Raw genomic sequence first — 18129 nt, 5'->3', positions numbered from 1 at the left:
CGAAGGCTGCGATCTTTTGATCTGGCGAACGAAAGGTCGGCCCCAGAAAACAAAGCCTCTGGCAACGCCAACAAACGCTCCCAAAAAATAATCGCAAAAACCTTTACTGACTTTCCTGTCGCTATACGTCTTGCTATTGAGATTCATTCGCAAAGCAAGTCGTGTCGCTAGGGGATAACAATAATGGTGGTCAGTCAGCGCAAAGGAGGTCGGTCAGCAAGCCGTTTAGCCTTTGCAGTTCATGTCGGAATTTTCGGGTTGTTGGCGGCGCAAATGCCATTGCATGCCGCTGAAAAAGTCAGCGGCGCAGTTCAGCAAGCCTTTATCGCCTTTCACATTCCGGCACAGCCGCTGGACAAAGCGGTGCTGCAATTTGCTGAGCAGGCTGGTTTGCAGGTGCTGTTTGATGGCCAGATGCTGCAAGGTTTGCACGCCTCGGCATTGCAGGGCGATTTTGGGGTACAGGAAGGTTTGGCTCGTTTACTGGGCAACAACCCAGTGGAGTACCGCTTTTCGGGAGAGCGCCAAGTCACTTTGACCCGCGTCAGCGGCGAACACAAAGGGGCGCTGGCACTGGCCACAACGTCGGTATCGGCCGGCGAAGGCAGCAGCGCCGATTGGGTGTACCAAACGCCTTCTTCTGTAGCGGTGATTACCCGCGAACAGATCAACAAGCGCCCACCGCGCCACGCCGCCGACATGCTGGAAGAAACCTCGGGCGTGTACACGGCTGTCAATCAGCGCGACCCTGGTCTGTCCGTCAATATTCGCGGCGTCCAGGACTATGGCCGGGTCAACATGAACGTTGATGGCATGCGCCAGAATTTCAACGTCAACGGGCACCAGCAACGCAACGGCGTGATGCTGGTTGACCCTGAAATGCTGTCTGGCATCGAAATCGACAAAGGCACTCAATCGGGCATGGGCGGGGCTGCAGTGTTGGGCGGTATCGCGACATTCAAGACTTTGGAAGCCAGCGACTTTCTGAAAGACGGTAAAGAGTACGGCGGTCGCATTCGCGCAGGCAGTGGTATCGGCGAGCTGGCCAACGGCACTTACTTCAATGGCAGTGGCGTATTTGCTTTTGGCAATGAAGTGGGAGATGCCTTGGTCGCTTACAGTGAGCGGCATTTTGGCGACTACCGCACCGGTCGGCAAAACGCCGATAACCTCGGCACCCAAATCCGCAATAAAGAGAAATACCCCGAGGCGTGGAAAAACTGGCTGACCAATGAAGTGGGGGATGCAGGGAGCGTGACGCGCTCGCAGATGGTCAAGTTGGGGCTCAATTTGCCCAACGACCAACGCGCTCAGTTCACTTATCTGCAAACCGACAGCGACAGCAATGACGCCTGGACTTACCTCAATGCCCAAGGCGATGGCTACGACTACATTCGTCACAGCAAAAGCAATATCAACACTGGCAACTTGGCGCTGGATTACAGCTACAACCCGGACAGCGAGCTGATCGACTTCAAGAGCAAGCTCTATTACGTCAATACCCAACTTGATCGGCGTAATGCTCCCCATAACGCATCGGCAGACAGTGATAACGCCTTTGATGCTTATGAAGATCGTTTTCGCACCAGTACCTGGGGTTTTCAGGCAGAAAACACGGCGCGTTTTGACTTCAACAATTATGGTCTGCTGAGCTGGAACTATGGCTTGGAGGCTTATCAGGACAGCTTGAAGTCAACGAACAACCTGGTGCCCTCGGAGAATGAAAAGGACTTGGCTTGGGTTGAGGGTGCAGACCCCGAAGGCAAGCGCACGATGGCCAGCCTGTTCAATAACCTGCATTACCAATACAGCGACTGGCTGACCCTGGATGCCGGCTTGCGTTATGACCGTTATCGGCTGGATGGCAAGACAGGCATGAGCCTGTGGGAACTCCCGGTCAATCAGGTTGTGAACGGCGTACCAACCGTTGTGAGCGGCACGGTGCAACGTATTGACTATCTCTACGATACCGAGCGGGAAGAGGGTAAGTTTTCGCCAACTTTTGGCATCGGGGTTAAGCCTGGAGTGGACTGGTTGCAACTGTATGCGCGCTGGGGCAAGGGCTGGCGCCCACCGGCGGTGACGGAAGTGTATATGACAGGGCGGCCCCATGGCGGCAACGCTCCAGAGCGTGTTTTTCCCAACCCATATTTGAAACCTGAAGAGTCTAAAGAGTGGGAATTCGGCTTCAACATATTTAAAGAGTCTTTGTTTTTCAATAATGACCGACTGGGAATGAAAGTCGCTTATTTTGATAACAACATTAAAAATTTCTCATTTATGCACTACGGTATTGCGTTGCCCGAGTCATCCAGTGGGGGCAGTTTTGGGCGCTCAGCGTATGTGAATAACTTAGCGGACACTCGCTTTCGTGGTGTCGAATACCAGTTGAACTACGACATGGGGCGGATGTACACCAACTTTAATTACACCCACATGATTGGCAGTAATGAGTTTTGCTCAAAAGACTATTACATGGGCGGGGCGAAGATAAGGGGTAAAACAATACGCACCTGGCGTGAACCTTATACCCGTCCTAATGGCTCCATTGGTTACATCACCAAACGAGAATATGAGTGGCTTGATGACCCGGCTGCCAGTAACAAAGTGTCATGCGGGCCAACAATGGGGAATGCGGCGTATATGCCTGCTGATCGCGGCTCTTTAACGGTAGGCGCACGCTTCCTTGAACGACGTCTGGACACAGGGGTGCGCTTGCGCTACAGCCCCGGTAATGGCGAGAACCTCAATGAATGGAATTACAGCGGTGTTGAACAAGCCGCATGGCCTAAATACAGCGTGTATGACCTGTATGCCAGTTATTGGCCCACCGATACGCTGAGTATTACGCTCGCTTTAGAGAACGCCACGGATGAGGCGTACTTTGTAGCGATGGGCGATGGTAATAACTTGAGCATGGCGCGAGGGCGTACATTAAGCGGCATGCTGGAATATAAGTTCTAAATAACAAGCATCTGCTTCGTTATATAAACCGATTGCTCACTGTTTGGGCAAAGGCGTGTAGCGCTGCGCGCCACTTTACTAAAACTGTCTATGGAAGAGGTTAAGGCATGACTATTTCGATTAATTACAATTCGTCTGTGGGTTCTATGTCTGTTAGCGACGTGCTCAGCGATTGGTCCACGGGTTTTAAAACAGCGGGTCATGGTTTGAGCAATACCGGTGGTTTTAATGGCGGTGTTCGTGAGTTAAGTGGTGAGCAATATGCGACGCATGGCACCAATAACTCGGACTACGCCTTTATTGCTGAAAGCGATACGAGCAAAGGCCTGAACTATGTGTTCAACCCGAAACTGCCCGCCAGTGACAACATGAACCATTATCTGTGGGGCGAGTTGGACAACGTGAAGTTGGGCGAAGTCTTGGGTGGCGGCAATGGCAACGCCTTTACGCTGGACGATTACACCGTTTCCTTCAACGGTCTGGACCTGTCTGCTGCAAGCAGCGAAGGCCGTGCTGGCAACGCCGTACAGGACGTGATCTATGGCCTGATGAAAGGCGATGTGTCGGGTCTGGAAGGCGCACTCAACAACTTGCTGAGCGCGTTCGGCTTAAGCACCGAATCGACCTTCGACGATCTGGCCGCTGCTGGCCTGGCTCATGCCGATGCACCGCTGGCGGCTGATATTGGCCTGATCGGCGTGCAAGACGTGGCGCAAGACTGGGCAATGGCGGCGTAACACACGCCAACGCCCGTAGTCGCTGCCGCAGCCTGCGGAAGCGACTACGGGTTTTCGTTTTTCTACTGCGCGGAATTCCTCCATGACCCGGCCCAAAGCCCACGTCGCCAACGAGATGCTGGCTGCCTTGACGGCCTACAAACGTGCTTTTTTTAACATTGGCCTGTTTTCGGCCGTGATCAATTTACTGATGCTGGCCCCGGCGCTGTACATGTTGCAGGTGTACGACCGAGTGCTGGCATCGGGCAATCAAATGACCCTGTTGATGCTGACGCTGATGATCCTCGGCCTATTTGGCTTGATGGGCGCGTTGGAGTGGGTGCGCAGCCAGGTGGTGATCCGCCTCGGCACGCAAATGGATATGCGCCTGAATCAACGGGTGTATGACGCCGCTTTTGAGGCGCAGTTGCGTACCGGCAACCCGGCCGCCGGGCAGGCACTGAACGACCTGACCAGCCTGCGTCAGTTCGCTACCGGCAATGCGCTGTTCGCGTTTTTCGATGCGCCGTGGTTTCCGGTGTATTTGTGTGTGATCTTTATGTTTAGCCCTTGGCTGGGGTTGTTGGCGCTTGGCGGCGCGGTGTTGTTGATGGTCTTGGCATGGGTCAATCAACGGGTGTCTCAAGGCCCACTTAAAGCGGCCAGTGAGCTGTCAGTCGAAGCCACTCAACAGGCCAGCGCGCATTTGCGCAACGCCGAAGCCATTGAAGCGATGGGGATGCTCGACACCCTGCGCGGGCGCTGGCTGGCGCAGCACACCGCTTTTTTGGCGCAGCAAAATCTGGCCAGTGAAAAGACCGCCACTGTTAGCGCGTGGTCCAAGGGCGTACGTCTGGCCCTTCAATCGCTGGTACTGGGGCTGGGCGCGCTGCTGGCGGTACAAGGGCAAATCACGGCCGGGATGATGATCGCGGGTTCCATTTTGATGGGGCGGGTGCTGAGCCCTATCGACCAGTTGATTGGCGTGTGGAAGCAGTGGACGTCGGCCCGTCTGGCTTATCAGCGCCTGGAGGCTTTGCTGCACGCTCATCCTGCGCGAGCGCCGCGCATGGCCTTGCCTGTGCCACGGGGTGAGTTGGCAGTCGAGCAATTGGGCGCCAGCGCCCCCGGCACACGCCGTGCAACCTTGGCCAACCTGAGTTTTGTCCTGCCCGCTGGGCAAGTGCTCGGGGTTATTGGACCGTCTGGTTGTGGCAAGTCGACCTTGGCGCGTTTGCTGGTGGGCGTCTGGCAACCGTTGACCGGTAAGGTACGGCTAGACGGCGCGGACTTGGCGCAGTGGGATAAACATCAGTTAGGCCCGCATCTGGGCTATTTGCCTCAGGACATTCAGCTGTTTGCCGGCACCATTGCGCAAAACATCGCACGCTTTGCGCAGGTGGACGCCCACAAGGTGCTGGCTGCCGCGCAACTGGCGGGTGTGCACGAGCTGATTTTGCAATTGCCTGAAGGCTATGAAACCCAGCTCGGCGAAGGCGGCGCCGGATTGTCTGGCGGGCAGAAGCAGCGCATCGGTCTGGCGCGTGCGTTATATGGTCTGCCCGCCGTCATTGTGCTCGATGAGCCTAATTCCAACCTTGATGAAGCCGGGGAGCACGCGTTGTTGCAGGCCATCACCCAACTCAAAAACCTCAAGCGCACGCTGATTTTGATCACCCACAAACCCAATGTGCTGACCCTCACCGACCAATTGCTTATTTTGCGCGGCGGGCTGTTGCAAGCCTTTGGCCCGACCGCCCAAGTCCTCAGCGCCCCAGTGCCTGCCAAGCCGGCGGCGCCCAAGCCTGCGATGAATGTGAGCTATCGGTTGGGCGTGGCAGAGGCGAACAAGGCATGAGCCACCTTCACGCGAGTATTAAAGCGCCCGGCAACGCCAATGCCTCGGCAAGCAACGTATTGCAACTGGATGACACCCGCTATTCGCGCCTTGGCTGGTGGCTGATGCTCGGCGGTTTTCTCGGTTTTTTGGTGTGGGCCGCGCTGGCCCCGCTGGACAAAGGCGTGGCGGTGTCGGGCAAAGTGATGGTATCGGGCCATCGCAAAGTGGTGCAGCACCCCAGTGGTGGGATTGTTGAGCGCATTGACGTGCGTGATGGCGACAAGGTTCAGGCGGGCCAAGTGTTAATCCGTCTCAAAGAAACGCCGCTGTTGGGGCAGGCGCAATCATTGCGCAGCCAGTTTTATGGCTCGCTGGCCAGTGAGGCGAGGCTCAATGCCGAAGCTGACGGGGCGGCGCGTGTGAGTTTTTCACCTGAGCTGATGGCGCGGGAGGCTGAGCCCGAAGTCGCGTCCAACTTCGCGTTGCAACGTCAGTTGTTTAGCAGTCGGCGTCAGGCATTGCTGCTCGATCAGCAGGGCATTGGTGAAAGCATTGCCGGCGCTGAGGCGCAATTGCGTGGGGTGCGGGACTCTCAAGCCAACAAGATCTTGCAACGCACGGCTTTGACCGAGCAGTTGGAGGGGCTGCGAGACTTGGCCCGCGATGGCTACATCCCGCGTAATCGACTGTTGGACAGCGAGCGTGTGTATGCCCAGGTGCTGGGGTCCATCAGCGAAGACTATGGCCGCATAGGGCAGTTACAACGTCAGGTGCAGGAAATGCGTCTGAAAATTCGTCAATTGGCTGAGGAATACCAGAAAGAGGTGAACACCCAACTAGCCGAGACCCGCGTCCGTACCGAGGATCTGCGCAATCGGCTGGCGTCTGCCGAGTTTGAGCTGGCCAACAGCCAGTTGCGTGCGCCGGTCGCGGGGGTTGTTGTTGGGTTGGACGTGTTCACAGAGGGCGGGGTCATCAAGCCCGGTCAGGCTCTGATGGAAATCGTGCCTCAGGGCGAGCCGTTATGGGTTGAGGCGCGGGTGCCGGTTGAGCTGGCGGATAAAGTACACGTCGGGTTGCCGGTCGAGCTGATGTTCTCGGCGTTTAGCCAGAGCACCACGCCCCGCGTGGCGGGCGAAGTAACGCTGGTGTCGGCAGACCGTCAGGTCGATGAGCGAACAGACGAGCCGTATTACACCTTGCGCGCCCAAGTCAGCGAAGCGGGCATGGCCACACTCAAAGGCTTGCAGATTCGCCCCGGCATGCCGGTTGAGGCCTTCGTGCGTACCGGCGAGCGTTCAATGCTCAACTATTTGTTTAAGCCGTTGCTGGATCGCACGCACATGGCCTTGGTGGAGGAATGAGCGTGGGTCGATTGTGTTGTGCGTTATTGATCGCTTGTGCCGTGTCGGCAGGGCCGGCTCAAGCACTGGGTTTGCTTGACGCCTACGATTTGGCCGTTCGCAACGATCCGACCTTTCAGGCCGCTATCGAGCAAAGAGCTGCTGGTGAAGAGAACCGCGCCTTGGGCCGCTCCGCGTTGCTGCCGACGTTGTCGTGGAACTACAACAACTCGCGTAATGAGTCTGAGGTGACACAGGCTGACACGCGTACCAACCGTGATTACCGCAGCTACGCGTCGACATTGACCTTGCAACAACCACTTTTGGACTACGAGGCATACGCCCGTTTTCGCCAAGGTACGGCCCAAGCGTTGTTGGCCGATGAGCGCTTTCGCAGTCAAAGCCAATACTTAGCCGTGCGGGTGCTGAGCGCTTACAGCCAGGCCTTGCTGGCGCAGGAGCGTATTGAGCTGAGTCGGGCGCAAAAACGAGCTTTTGCCGAGCGCTTGCAACTCAACCAGCGGTTGCTAAAAGGCGGCGAGGGCACACGTACTGATGTGCTGGAGACCCAAGCGCGCCTGAGTATGGCGGTGGCTGAAGAAATAGAAGCCCAAGACGATCAGGATGCAGCGCTGCACGAGCTGGAAGCGATGCTGGGTGAGCCGTTGCAGGTTGAACAACTGGCCCCGCTCGTCACACGTTTTGCGATTCAGCCATTGGAGCCGCAGCGTTTTGAAAGCTGGCGTGAGCTGGCGCTGGCCAATAACCCGGAGCTGGCGTCGGGGCATCACGCGCTGACATCCGCCGAATATGAAGTCGAGCGCAAACGGGCAGGGCATTTACCCAAGCTCAGTTTGTACGCCAGCAGCCGCCAAACCAGCTCTGATTCTGAAAGCACTTATAACCAGAAGTACGACACCAACAGTGTGGGCATTCAGCTCAGCGTGCCGTTATTTGCTGGGGGTTCGGTGTCGGCGTCGACCCGTCAGGCCGCACGGCAGTTGTCACAGGCGCAATTTGAGCTGGACGCGCAAACGGCAACCACGCTGTTGGACTTACGTAAACAGTTCAACCTCAACAGCAGCGCTGGCGCCAAGGTGCGGGCGTATGAAATGGCCGTCGAATCTGCGAGTGCGTTGGTGCAGGCGACGCGAAGAAGTGTGCGGGGAGGCGAGCGGGTGAATCTGGATGTGCTAGATGCGCAGCAGCAATTGTTCAGCGCCAAGCGCGATTTGGCCGAGGCGCGTTACACATATTTACTGGCGCGGGTGCAGCTTAAGTATTACGCGGGCTTGTTGAATGAAAGCGACTTGCAGCAGGTGGCGGGGTATTTTCGACCCCAGTCATAAACGGGGAGCTGGCGCTGGCTGCGATCTTTTGATCCTCAAAAAATCGCAGCCAGCTCTAACCGAGCAGTGCTTACCGGCGAACCAGCAATACGCCCGATTCCATGTGGTGCGTCCACGGGAATTGGTCAAACACCGCGCAACGCTCAATGCGGTGAGTGTCGTGCAGTTGGGCGATGTTTTCGGCCAAGGTCACAGGGTTGCACGAGATGTAGAGGATGTTGTCGAAGCGACGGGTCAGCTCGCAGGTGTCTGGGTCCATGCCCGCACGCGGCGGATCAACAAAGACACTGCCGAACGTGTAGCTTTTAAGGTCAATACCTTGCAAGCGACGGAACGGACGCACTTCATTCAAGGCTTCGGTCAACTCTTCGGCAGATAAGCGCACCAGCGTGACGTTATCCACAGCGTTATCGCGCAGGTTGTTCAGCGCTGCGTAAACCGAGGTTTTGCTGATTTCAGTGGCCAGCACTTTACGCACGCGAGTGGCCAGCGGCAGGGTGAAGTTGCCGTTGCCGCAATACAGCTCCAGCAAATCATCCGAACGCTCGCCCAATGCGTCGTATGCCCAATTGAGCATCTTCTGGTTCACCGTGCCATTTGGCTGGGTGAAGGCGCCTTCAGGTTGTTGGTAGGTGAAGGTGCGGCCAGCCACTTCGAGCTTTTCGACCACGTGATCGCGACCAATGACGACGCGCTTGCCTTTTGAGCGACCAATCACGCTGATGTCGAGGTCTTTGGCCAACTGCTCGGCAGCCGTTTGCCAGTGCTCGTCCAGTGGGCGGTGATAGCACAAAGTGACCATCGCATCGCCTGACAAGGTGGTTTGAAACTCCACCTGGAACAGCTTGTGGCTCAGGGCGTGACTGGCTTTCCAGGCGGCCTTGAGCTGCGGCATCAGTTGATTGATGCGCAGGCTGGCAATCGGAAACGCTTCGATCAGGATCGGTGTGCGTTTGTCTTCCGGGGAAAACATTGCGTAGTGACGCTCGCCCGCTTCGCGCCACAGGCGGAACTCAGCGCGCAGGCGAAAGTTTTTCAGGGGCGAGTCGAACACCTGAGGCTCAGGTGCATCGAACGGCGCCAGCAACTCGCGCAGGCGATTGGCCTTGGCCTCTAACTCGATAGCGTAAGTCGCAGAATCAAACGGCAATGCACTCATGCAGGGAACCAACCTAGTTTGACCACAAACAGAACCGACAGAATGATCAGCGGCGCGTTCAGCTCGCGTGCGCGCCCCGACAGCAGCTTGATCACGGTCCAAGAAATAAAGCCGAAGGCGATGCCGCTGGCAATGGAGTAGGTGAACGGCATCGCTAGCGCGGTGATGACCACTGGAGCGGCAACGGTCACGTCGTCCCATTCGATTTCGGCCAGGCCGCTCATCATCAGCACGGCCACGAACATCAGCGCAGGCGCAGTGGCGAAAGCCGGAACGCTGGCTGCCAATGGCGAGAAGAACAACGCCAGCAAGAACATAATGCCGACCACAATAGCGGTCAAACCGGTACGGCCACCGGCGCTCACGCCTGCTGCCGACTCGATGTAGCTGGTGGTGGTCGAGGTACCCAGCAGCGAACCTGCCATAGCGGCAGTACTGTCGGCGATCAGGGCGCGGCCCATTTTTGGCATGTGGCCGTCTTTGCCCATCAGGCCGGCACGCTTGGCAACGCCGATCAGGGTGCCGGAGTTGTCGAACAGGTCAACAAACAAGAAGGCGAAGATCACGCTGATCAGGCCGATATCCAGTGCACCTTTGATGTCCAGTTGCAGGAACGTCGGGGCCAGCGAAGGCGGCATCGACATTACGCCACCGAACTCGGTCACGCCCATGACGATGGAGGCAATGGTCACGGCCAGAATGCCGATCAGTACTGCGCCGCGAACTTTCAGTGCTTCAAGGGCGACGATCAAGGCGAAACCCAGCGAGGCCAGCACGACTTTGGGTTGGGCCAAATCGCCCATGCCGACCAGCGTGGCTTTGTTAGCGACTACGATCCCGGCGTTACCCAAGGCAATCAGTGCCAGGAACAGGCCGATACCGGCTGCAATGGCCGAGCGCAGCGGCAGTGGGATGCTGTTGATGATCCACTCGCGAATGCGAAAGATCGACAGTATGAAAAACAACACCGCCGAAATGAATACCGCCCCCAGCGCTACTTGCCAGGTGTGGCCCATGTGCAGCACCACGGTGTAGGTGAAGAAGGCGTTCAAGCCCATGCCCGGTGCCAATGCAATCGGGTAGTTGGCGATGATGCCCATGATCGCCGAACCAATGGCGGCCGCCAGACAGGTCGCGACAAACACGGCGCCTTTGTCCATGCCGGTTTCGCCGAGGATGCTCGGGTTCACAAACAGGATGTAGGCCATCGCCAGAAAAGTCGTAATGCCCGCAAGAATCTCGGTACGCACGTTTGTGTTGTGTGCTTTGAGTTGAAACAGCCTTTCCAGCATGCCAGTCCCCGTGGCGCCACAGCGCCGTAATTAAATCGTTTTCAACAGCAAAGCACAGACTTGTAGCGCCTGAGGTTTTTCTGTCCGTCGGAAAAAGCCGCGCATCATACCAGCAGCTCGTACAGATGGCTGCTTGTGGTTACCGTACGACGCATTGTTTTGTAACGCGCTGACCACAGGCATACTGCGTGCCAGTGTTGAGGGGGATTTATGACGCGCACGATCAAATGTTTTTTAACAGGCCTCACTGTGCTGACGGGCCTGTGTCTCAGTGCTGGGCTTAACGCTGCGCCTGCGATGCCGTTGAGTCAGATTGAGATCCTCAAAGTGGTGTCTAGCACGGGGGCTGTGGAGGATGTGTCGGATGGACGTGAACAGACCCGACAGCCGCATCGTGGCCCGAATATCAAAGTGTTTGTGCTGGAACGCGGCTACGGGAAGCAGCCAAATGTGACCCTGGACGGCCAAGAAGTTGACGGCGTGCGTACGCCCGTTTGCAATCAGGGTGAAGGCTTGGTGACCTGCAACGGTGCAGGCACCACCGTGGGTTACCTGTACACCTTTGATCTGGGTAACAAGGACGGCGGCTGGTTTGAGTTCAGCAATTCATCCCTCGTACCGCCCCATAACCGCCTTGGTGTGAAGCTCTATATAAAGTAGTCGCTGGCGCAGGCTGCGAAGGGGGCCACAGCCTCCGTATTCTTGAGTCATTCTCGTCCCTTCACAGCCTTGGGCCGCGACAGGTTCAAGGCGCCTGCTCCACCATCCGATCGCGATTGGCCAAGCTGGGGAACAGTTTTATCCATACCCCGGTGACGATTAACGTCCCCACTCCGCCTAACACCACGGCAGGCACAGTGCCCAGCCAGTGAGCTGTTGCCCCGGACTCAAATTCGCCCAGTTGATTGGATGCGCCGATAAACAGGCCATTAACCGCACTCACACGGCCTCGCATTTCATCGGGGGTTTCGAGCTGCACAAACGACGCGCGGATCACCATGCTGATCATGTCTGCCGCGCCGAGCACCACCAGCACTGCCATCGAAAACCAGAACGAGGTCGACAGGCCAAAGGCGATGGTTGCGACGCCAAACACGCCCACTGCGGTAAACATGATGCGGCCTACTTTGCGCTCCACCGCAAACCTCGCTAGCCAGAGCGACATCAATAGCGCCCCGACCGCGGGCGCTGAGCGCAGCATGCCCAAGCCCCAGGGGCCTGTGAGCAGGATGTCTTTGGCGAATACCGGCAACAACGCTGTAGCGCCGCCGAGTAACACGGCAAACAGGTCTAGAGAGATCGCGCCCAGAATGTCCGGGCGGCTGCGAATAAAGCGGATGCCCGCCAACAGTGAGTCCAGCGTTGCCTTGCCTTTATTGAGCGGAGTCTGGCGGGCGGGCAGGGTGCTCATCAATAGGGCGGCAATCAGGTACAGCGCCACGGTTGGGCCGTAGACCCAAACGCTGCCGAACGCATACAGCAAGCCGCCGAGGGCGGGGGCGATGATGGTGGCCGATTGCTGCGCGGCTTGCGCGGCGGCAACTGCGCGGGGGAATAACGCCGCGGGCACGATGGAAGGCAACAGCGCTTGCGTGGTGGGCACTTCAAATGAACGAGCGCTGCCCAGCAGGAACGCCAGCACGAAGATCATCTCGCGGTTGATGTGACCAGTTGCGCTGCTGATAGCGAGGGTCAGGGCGATTAACGCTTGCAGTGTCTGGCACATGGCCGCGACTCGGCGCCGGTCATAGCGATCGGCCACATGACCGGTGTGGAGCATAAACAGCAAGCGCGGTGCGAACTCGATCAGCCCCACCCAGCCCAAGTCCATCACGTTGCCAGTGAGTTGGTAAATGTTCCAGCCAATGGCCACCGTCAGCATCTGAAAACCGCTGGCAGTAAAAATTCGGGCAAACCAGAACGCGATAAAAGGCCGGTGATGGCGTAGCAGCATCGTTGACTGAGTGGGCATCAAAGAGGTCATGGCTGTGCGGAGGGAGGCGGCAGGTTATCATTTTTCTGTAACAAATGATGACTCAGAGCGCTGCAACTCAACGGTCCATCGGTCGGTCAAAGGTGGCGTTTTTACGATTCCATGCTGTTCGTGCAACGGTCTATTTCAAGGCCTGGGACAACCTGTCACGCGACAACAAACCACATTAGCCGTGTCGCAGGAATCGACTACTCTTTGACCATTGCTTGATCCAGATCAAAACCTTTGCCGGTTTGTCTGGATGGCCAGACGGCCAGACCCCTTGCGTTGTGGTTACAAAAGCGAACAGCGATTCGCGAGGCCATTGCCTGCGGGGCAGTTGGACACCGGCGTCCTGCCCATGTCCTGAACGACCTGATACCTGATAGAGGAAGGCTTATGTTCGGTTTGGAGGCTCTAGATCTCGCCCGAATTCAGTTCGCGTTTACCGTGTCGTTTCACATTATTTTCCCCGCCATTACCATCGGTCTCGCCAGTTATCTCATGGTGCTCGAAGGGCTGTGGCTGAGAACCCGTGACGACACCTATCGCGATCTGTATCACTTTTGGTCGAAGATTTTCGCAGTCAACTTTGGGATGGGCGTCGTTTCCGGTCTGGTGATGGCGTATCAATTTGGCACCAACTGGTCGCGCTTCTCGGATTTTGCGGGGGCGGTGACTGGGCCGCTGTTGACCTATGAAGTCCTCACCGCGTTCTTCCTTGAAGCGGGCTTCTTGGGCGTGATGCTGTTCGGCTGGAACCGCGTGGGGCGAGGGATGCACTTCTTCTCCACGGCGATGGTGGCCCTTGGCACGCTGGTTTCGACCTTCTGGATCTTGGCTTCCAACAGCTGGATGCAAACCCCGCAGGGCTTCGAAATCATTGATGGCCGGGTGATCCCCGTCGATTGGCTGGCGGTTATTTTTAACCCGTCGTTCCCTTACCGTCTGGCGCACATGGCAACGGCCGCGTTTGTGGCGACTGCGTTCTTTGTGGGTGCTTCGGCGGCTTGGCATTTATTACGCGGTCGCAACACGCCGGCCATTCGCCGGATGCTCTCGATGGCCATGTGGATGGCCTTGGTGGTTGCACCGCTCCAGGCGTTTATCGGTGACCTTCATGGTCTGAACACCCTTAAGTATCAGCCGGTAAAAATCGCGGCCATTGAGGGGCACTGGGAAAACAAACCCGGTGAGCCAACGCCTTTGATTCTGTTCGGCATCCCGAACATGAAAACCGAGACCACCGATTACAAGATTGAAGTGCCGTATCTGGGCAGCTTGATCCTGACCCATAGCTTGGACAAGCAAGTTCCGGCGATGAAGGATTACCCGGCAGCTGATCGTCCCAACTCCACGATTGTGTTCTTCAGCTTCCGCATCATGGTGGCGCTGGGCATGCTGATGATCTTCATTGGCCTGTGGAGCGTGTGGCTGCGTAAACGCGGCACGTTGTACGAGAACCGTTGGTTCCTGCGACTGGTGCTGTGGATGGGGCCATCAGGGCTGATCGCCATTCTGGCAGGTTGGTTCACCACTGAAATTGGCCGTCAGCCGTGGGTGGTTTACGGGTTGATGCGCACTGCAGATGCCTCGTCGAACCATAGCGTTACGCAAATGAGCATCACGCTGGTCATGTTTGTGTTGGTGTACTTCGCGCTGTTTGGTGTCGGTATCGGTTACATGATGCGACTGGTGCGCAAAGGGCCGATTACTCACGAGGGTGATTCACACACCACCGGTGGTCCAGGTCAGCAACGCACGCCTGCCCGTCCACTGTCTGCTGCCGATGAAGGCATCGACGACGGCCACAGTGACAGCCTGAACAAGGGGAATTGAGTCATGGGTATTGATCTGCCACTTATCTGGGCAATCATCATCATCTTCGGGATCATGATGTACGTGGTCATGGATGGTTTCGATCTTGGGATCGGCATCCTGTTCCCCTTCATCAAGGGCGAGAAAGACCGTGATGTGATGATGAACACGGTCGCACCGGTCTGGGACGGCAACGAAACCTGGTTGGTATTGGGCGGCGCTGCGTTGTTCGGTGCTTTCCCGCTGGCGTATTCGGTGGTGTTGTCCGCCCTGTATTTACCGCTGATATTGATGCTGGTCGGTTTGATCTTTCGGGGTGTGGCTTTCGAGTTTCGCTTCAAGGCCCGGGCGAACAAACGCCACATTTGGGACAAGGCGTTCATCGGCGGTTCGATTGCCGCGACCTTCTTTCAGGGCGTGGCATTGGGGGCCTTTATTGATGGCATTCCAGTGGTTGACCGCCAGTACGCGGGAGGCGGTCTGGACTGGTTGTCGCCGTTTACCGTGTTCTGCGGCATAGCACTGATCGTGGCGTATGCCTTGCTGGGCTGTACTTGGTTGATCATGAAAACCGAAGGCCATTTGCAAGAGCGTATGCACAAACTGGGTCGGCCATTGGCACTGGGCGTGTTGGTGCTGATGGGGGTTGTAAGCCTGTGGACGCCGCTGGCGCACTCAGAGATTGCGGCTCGTTGGTTCACCTTGCCGAACCTGTTTTGGTTCTTGCCGGTGCCGATTCTAGTGTTGGTCACGATGTACGGGCTGCTTAAGGCCATTGCACGAAACGCGCATTACACGCCGTTTCTGCTGACGTTGGTGCTGATTTTTCTGGGCTACAGCGGCTTGGGTATCAGCCTGTGGCCGAACATCATTCCGCCCTCGATTTCGATCTGGGACGCTGCCGCACCACCGCAAAGCCAAGGTTTTATGCTGGTCGGCACCCTGTTCATCATTCCGTTCATTCTGGGCTACACCTTCTGGAGCTATTACGTTTTCCGCGGCAAGGTGACCCACGAAGACGGCTATCACTAGTCAAATGTGCCGCTGCGGCCTTGAAGGTCGCAGCCTTTTCCTTAAGAGGAGCGCTTGAACATGGCTGGCAAGGATTATCTACACGACGTGCAAGAGTGCGAGAAAAAGCCGCTGTGGCAACGCATTGGCTGGTTGCTGGTGATCTGGACTGGTAGCGTCGTCACGCTGGCGGCGTTTGCCTGGCTGATTCGCTTGTTCATGACCGCAGCAGGCATGAAGAGCCATTGAATACGCTGCAACTGACTTCCCATCCCGTTGCCTTGCAGCACGGATTTATAACCCTCCTCGGAGGGTTTTTTTTGGGAGGTACGTTTGGGGTTGTGGCGTCTCAGTGGCTAGCTTGCTTGTGAGCAATGAAATGATCGCAAGCAAGCGGGTTCCTACAGAGGTAAACATCCAGGCGCGTTACTTGCGTGCTTTAAGAATCACAAACTTGGGTGTAGCGGCCACTTGCTCAACGCCGCGGAACAGCTTGGCGAGTTTGCTGTGGTAGCCCAAATGACGATTGCCAACGATGTACAGCGCGCCACCGACTACGAGCGCATCCCGTGCTTGCTGGAACATGCGCCAGGCCAGAAAGTCGCCTACCACTTGTTGTTGGTGGAAGGGCGGGTTGCACAGCACCACATCCAGCGAGTCTTGGGGCTGGCCTGCCAAACCGTCATCAGCACGTACGCTTACGTCGCGATCGCCCAGCGCCGCGCGCCAGTTTTCACGGGCTGATTGCACCGCCATAAACGACTCATCTACCAGCGTGTAGTGGGCATCCGGGTTGCTCAGGGCGCTCGCGATGGCCAATACGCCATTACCGCAGCCCAGATCCGCCACTCGGGCATGGCCGAGATTTTTTGGCAAGTGAGGCAGGAAGGCGCGCGTGCCAATGTCCAGCCCTTCGCGGCAGAACACATTGGCGTGGTTGAGCAATTCAATGCGCGGCTCATCCAGCAGGTAACGCGAAGGGTAAGGGGATGTAAAAGGCGCTTTAGCTTCAGGTGTGGCGCTCAGCAAACGCGCCTTTTTAACCGCCAGAGATGCTTGTACAGGGCCGACATAACGCTCCAGCAAATCGCCAGCCGCACGCGGTAAATGTTTAACCATTGCGCCAGCGATGATTTTTGCGCCCGGCGCCAGTTGGCCCTGTAGACGAATCAGTTGTTCTTCAAGCAGCGCCAGTGTTTTGGGGACGCGTATCAGCACACAGTCAAAAGGGCCAATCAGTGGTTGATTGGCGGGGATGATGGTTGCGGCATCAAACCCCAAGCCGTTGCGCACAAGGTTTTTTTGCAATGCCTGAGTGGCCAGGAACGAGTCGCTGCTACTGCTGACTTGCATTGTTTTGACGAGGCTGATTGCCAGTGCGCCAAAACTGTCGTTGAGCACCAATACGCGGCTGTTCGCGGGCAGGGCCTGTTCGGCCAAGTGATTGAGTAAATACTCATCGGCAGCGTCAAAAGCCTGTAGTGGCTCATTTTGCTGTTCAGGTTGGCGGATCAAGTCAAGTTGGGCGAACGGGCTTTCGAGCAAGGGCATTGATACAAACTCTGGGGATTCGATTGCTGGACAGACACGCAGAAGCGGTCTGTCAGCCAATGGAGTCCGGTGGGTTTTACAGGTGCTGCGGATTTTACGTTTTTTTGTAGCGGATTGCCTGATTGCTTATCAACAGGCCTATAGCAGGCCTGATTTGCTGGCAATGACAACGGCGGAGGTTTTGTTGCTGGCGCCCATTTTTCGGATAACGCTGCTGATGTGGAAGTTCACTGTGCGAGGGGTGAGGCTCAAGATCATGCCAATGTCTGAGGCGGTCTTGCCTTGGGCCGTCCACTTGAGCACTTCTGACTCGCGGACGGACAAGCGGGCAATGGGCTCGGTCATTCTCGGCTGATTAAAAAGTTTCACGGCCATCGCACTGTGAAGCTGATTGCACAGCCACAGTATGTCGCCGGCTTTTTCATTGAACTCCTCGGGGCTGACAGGTGTGCTACGTCTGATCAAGGTCAGGATACTGACAGCGCCTTTTGCGTCGTGAACCGCTTGCGACCATCCATAGTTCACGCCATAGGCGTGTGCCCCTTTCGAAAAATGAGGGGTGTCGATAAAGGCCGCTTCGTCCCAAATAATTGGATCTATAGATGTTTGGCAGTGAGCAATGATCGCGTTTTTATGTAGCAGCACATTTGATGAGTAGCACTTTACAAACTCAATTGGATAGCTTGTTGTTATTTTGCTATCCGTATAGATGTTTCCGAAGTTGGGTGTAATGCTGAAGAAGAAGTGGTCGAAGCCATAAAGAATTGTCTGCTTTAACGTATGGTTAAACAGCTCGCACTCGTCTGCGGGGTTAGTGAATTGATTTTTATGGATTTTGTGTAGGGTGCCCATAAGTCGTCCTTGTTCTCTAGAGCTGCGAGCGTTGGTTGGATTTATATTAGTTGATATTTTTTTAATGATAATCTTTTTCTGATAAGGGGCATGTTAGTTGTCATTGTGTTGTATTTTTGATTGTGTTCGATAGAGGCGGTTAAGTGTCAGGAGTATGAGGGCTTATTAATTGGCGTCAATATGTGGTTATGTGTTTTATATAAAATAAATAGTGTTCTTTAAGCTTTTTAAATCAAAACGACATAGATGTGGGGGTGGCTGT

General features: G+C 56.2%; 14 protein-coding genes. 9 read left to right on the top strand and 5 right to left on the bottom strand.

Translation table 11 applies throughout. The features are described from left to right. Positions 1-183: 183 nt before the first annotated feature. The 5 genes from ACZRJQ_RS04435 to ACZRJQ_RS04415 all read left to right on the top strand — a co-directional run bounded on the left by ACZRJQ_RS04435 (position 184) and on the right by ACZRJQ_RS04415 (position 8212). Entirely contained in the window at positions 184-2964 is a 2781-nt protein-coding gene (locus ACZRJQ_RS04435; protein WP_463977198.1) for a TonB-dependent receptor, read from the top strand. Between the two features lie 107 nt (positions 2965-3071). Beyond that, positions 3072-3701: a heme acquisition protein HasA gene (locus tag ACZRJQ_RS04430; protein WP_463977197.1), complete on the top strand. Its 630-nt coding sequence runs from the start codon at positions 3072-3074 to the stop codon at positions 3699-3701. 82 nt (positions 3702-3783) lie between these two features. Next, on the top strand, positions 3784-5538 hold the full coding sequence (locus ACZRJQ_RS04425) for a type I secretion system permease/ATPase (protein WP_463977196.1): 1755 nt from the start codon (positions 3784-3786) through the stop codon (positions 5536-5538). After that, positions 5535-6884: an HlyD family type I secretion periplasmic adaptor subunit gene (locus tag ACZRJQ_RS04420; RefSeq protein WP_463977195.1), complete on the top strand. Its 1350-nt coding sequence runs from the start codon at positions 5535-5537 to the stop codon at positions 6882-6884. The genes ACZRJQ_RS04425 and ACZRJQ_RS04420 overlap by 4 nt, the downstream gene beginning before the upstream one ends. Then, a complete protein-coding gene (locus ACZRJQ_RS04415; RefSeq protein ID WP_463977194.1) occupies positions 6881-8212 on the top strand; it encodes a TolC family outer membrane protein in 1332 nt (443 codons plus the stop codon). The genes ACZRJQ_RS04420 and ACZRJQ_RS04415 overlap by 4 nt, the downstream gene beginning before the upstream one ends. A 70-nt stretch (positions 8213-8282) precedes the next feature. Here the strand turns inward: ACZRJQ_RS04415 and trmA are convergent, their stop codons facing one another. Together trmA and ACZRJQ_RS04405 are read right to left on the bottom strand one after the other, a co-directional pair. Continuing rightward, complete coding sequence (trmA, locus tag ACZRJQ_RS04410) at positions 8283-9371, bottom strand: tRNA (uridine(54)-C5)-methyltransferase TrmA (RefSeq protein ID WP_463977193.1); 1089 nt, start codon at positions 9369-9371, stop codon at positions 8283-8285. After that, complete coding sequence (locus ACZRJQ_RS04405; protein ID WP_463977192.1) at positions 9368-10663, bottom strand: NCS2 family permease; 1296 nt, start codon at positions 10661-10663, stop codon at positions 9368-9370. Before ACZRJQ_RS04405 ends, trmA begins: the two co-directional genes overlap by 4 nt. 210 nt (positions 10664-10873) lie before the next feature. Here ACZRJQ_RS04405 and ACZRJQ_RS04400 point away from each other — a divergent pair, with 210 nt between their 5' ends. Beyond that, the gene (locus ACZRJQ_RS04400) at positions 10874-11323 is read left to right on the top strand and encodes a DUF4879 domain-containing protein (protein WP_463977191.1); all 450 of its coding nucleotides are present in this window, start codon (positions 10874-10876) and stop codon (positions 11321-11323) included. An 85-nt stretch (positions 11324-11408) separates the two neighbouring features. Here the strand turns inward: ACZRJQ_RS04400 and ACZRJQ_RS04395 are convergent, their stop codons facing one another. Beyond that, positions 11409-12635, bottom strand: a complete 1227-nt coding sequence (locus ACZRJQ_RS04395; protein ID WP_463977190.1) for an MFS transporter — start codon at positions 12633-12635, stop codon at positions 11409-11411. A 399-nt stretch (positions 12636-13034) separates the two neighbouring features. Between ACZRJQ_RS04395 and ACZRJQ_RS04390 the strand changes: the two genes are divergently transcribed. The 3 genes from ACZRJQ_RS04390 to ACZRJQ_RS04380 are packed head-to-tail and all read left to right on the top strand — an operon-like array spanning position 13035 to position 15713. Continuing rightward, a complete protein-coding gene (locus ACZRJQ_RS04390) occupies positions 13035-14474 on the top strand; it encodes a cytochrome ubiquinol oxidase subunit I (protein ID WP_463977189.1) in 1440 nt (479 codons plus the stop codon). A 3-nt stretch (positions 14475-14477) separates the two neighbouring features. After that, complete coding sequence (gene cydB / locus ACZRJQ_RS04385; protein WP_463977188.1) at positions 14478-15485, top strand: cytochrome d ubiquinol oxidase subunit II; 1008 nt, start codon at positions 14478-14480, stop codon at positions 15483-15485. A gap of 60 nt (positions 15486-15545) precedes the next feature. Further along, a complete protein-coding gene (locus ACZRJQ_RS04380; protein WP_463977187.1) occupies positions 15546-15713 on the top strand; it encodes a DUF2474 domain-containing protein in 168 nt (55 codons plus the stop codon). Positions 15714-15890: 177 nt separating this feature from the next. Here the strand turns inward: ACZRJQ_RS04380 and ACZRJQ_RS04375 are convergent, their stop codons facing one another. Both ACZRJQ_RS04375 and ACZRJQ_RS04370 read right to left on the bottom strand, forming a co-directional pair. Then, positions 15891-17015 carry a methyltransferase gene (locus ACZRJQ_RS04375; RefSeq protein WP_463977186.1) on the bottom strand — a complete coding sequence of 375 codons (1125 nt, stop codon included), beginning with the start codon at positions 17013-17015 and terminating at the stop codon, positions 15891-15893. A 138-nt stretch (positions 17016-17153) separates the two neighbouring features. Beyond that, positions 17154-17867, bottom strand: a complete 714-nt coding sequence (locus ACZRJQ_RS04370) for a LuxR family transcriptional regulator (protein ID WP_463977185.1) — start codon at positions 17865-17867, stop codon at positions 17154-17156. Positions 17868-18129: the final 262 nt, after the last annotated feature.

This window comes from Pseudomonas sp. E315 (assembly GCF_055406205.1).
Note: the sequence above shows the minus strand (reverse complement) of the source record. Positions and strands in the feature narration are given on the sequence as shown.